Source organism: Geofilum rhodophaeum, from assembly GCF_002210225.1.
In the GTDB taxonomy this organism is placed as follows: domain Bacteria; phylum Bacteroidota; class Bacteroidia; order Bacteroidales; family Marinilabiliaceae; genus Geofilum; species Geofilum rhodophaeum.
Genome location: NZ_MWUJ01000057.1, coordinates 1 through 1,663 on the forward strand (window position 1 = coordinate 1; position 1,663 = coordinate 1,663).

Annotated in this window: 1 protein-coding gene; it reads left to right on the forward strand. The window is 48.8% G+C overall.

What is annotated here, in order from left to right; all coding sequences use genetic code 11:
- The first annotated feature begins 171 nt into the window (after positions 1-171).
- Positions 172-1,569: a S41 family peptidase gene (locus B4W65_RS16990; RefSeq protein ID WP_088656351.1), complete on the forward strand. Its 1,398-nt coding sequence runs from the start codon at positions 172-174 to the stop codon at positions 1,567-1,569.
- The last annotated feature ends 94 nt before the right edge of the window (positions 1,570-1,663 follow it).

Consider the following 1,663-nt stretch of genomic DNA (forward strand, 5'->3'; position numbering starts at 1 on the left):
AAATTTTATCCCCTTCCAAACGAATCAGTGATGTTGTTATGTTAAAAAATGTCAGTCCGCATACTTACAAACCGTTACCGCCCTCATTTTTCTATCCCAGTCTTGCCATTGAATAGTCAAAAACGCTAACTTTGACTTTTCACATACCTATAAACAAATAATCTTCTTCCTATGAATCATTCAATTTTCTCCAAGATAAGCTGGCTGTGGATACTGACCGCCGTTTTATTTTTTGCCGCCTGCAAAGACGAAAACACTCCCGAGCCGGAGCAAGAAGACGAACCTGCCATCGACGCCGACGTTCTTAAAATAAACAATTTCATTAAAGACCACATGGAGGTCTACTATTATTGGAATACGGAAATGCCCGACATCGACCAAAGCAAAGAGGACGATTCGCAGTTGTATTTTGAAAAGTTACTGAAAACCCCCGACGACCGCTGGTCCTTTATTACCGACGACATCGCAGGACTGGAAGCCTACTTTTCCGGGGTGTCCAAGAGCCCGGGTTACTCCGTCATCGGCTATTTGGTAGAGGAAGGCTCCGACCAGGTCGTTTTCTTTGTCGAATACGTCTATGCCAATTCGCCGGCCAGCGAGGCTGGCCTGCAAAGAGGCGACATGTTTTACAAAATCAACGGAGAAGTTTTAACGATTAATAATTACAGCGAGCTGATCAATGCCGACCAGACCGAAATCACCCTGGGTCAATTCAACGATGACAGATCCATCACCGAGCTCAGTCCCAGCATCTCCATTACCGCTCAGGAAGATCTGGCCCAGCATCCCATTGTAGCCAGCAATATTATTGAGGTGGACGACAAAAAAATCGGTTACCTGGCCTATACCAGCTTTATCGCCAACTACGACACGGCCCTGGAGGACGTTTTCAAGGACTTTAAAGCAGCAGGCGTCAACGAGGTCGTGCTGGACCTCCGCTACAACGGAGGCGGATCGGTTTCCACCGCCATCAAACTGGGCAGCATGCTGGCCCCTGCAACAGCCAACAAAAAGACCTTCATCTACGAGCGTTTCAACAACACCTTACGTCAATACAACGAATTGCTCCCCTTCGACATTAAGGACGAAACCAACCTCAACCTCTCCCGCCTTTATGTACTTACCACCGAAAACACCGCCTCGGCCAGTGAAATGATCATTTACGGACTCGAGCCCTATATGGACATCATCCAAATTGGCGCGGAAACCCACGGGAAATACTACGCTTCCATTACCATTTCGGACAATATGGAGCCAGAAAAGCGTACCCACAACTGGGCCATCCAACCCATCGTTATTAAGTCGGAAAACGCCACCAACAGCATCGACTACACCAAAGGGCTCCCGGCCGACTACGAGATGGACGACAACAGGTACAATGCCGACCTGGGCGACCCGGAAGAAAACTTCCTGGCCGCTGCCATCGAACACATCACCACAGGCAGCATCAGTGCCGACAAGCTCAAAGCAGCAGCACTCAAAAGTGGCAGCATCGCACCCCTGCCTGTCCAACCTTTTACCGATCCCCTGCACGGCACCATGTACATCGATGCCCTCCCCTCCCGCTAACACAGTACGATTATAAAAAGTAAGGCTCATTCAACTTCCCAAAGTTCAATGAGCCTTTTCTGTTCTCCTACTCTGGAAGGGAAGTGGTGTATTC

What these genes read in the sequence shown, in the direction of transcription:
- B4W65_RS16990 (WP_088656351.1), top strand. Translation starts at nt 172, where the DNA reads ATGAATCATTCAATTTTCTCCAAGATAAGCTGGCTGTGGATACTGACC.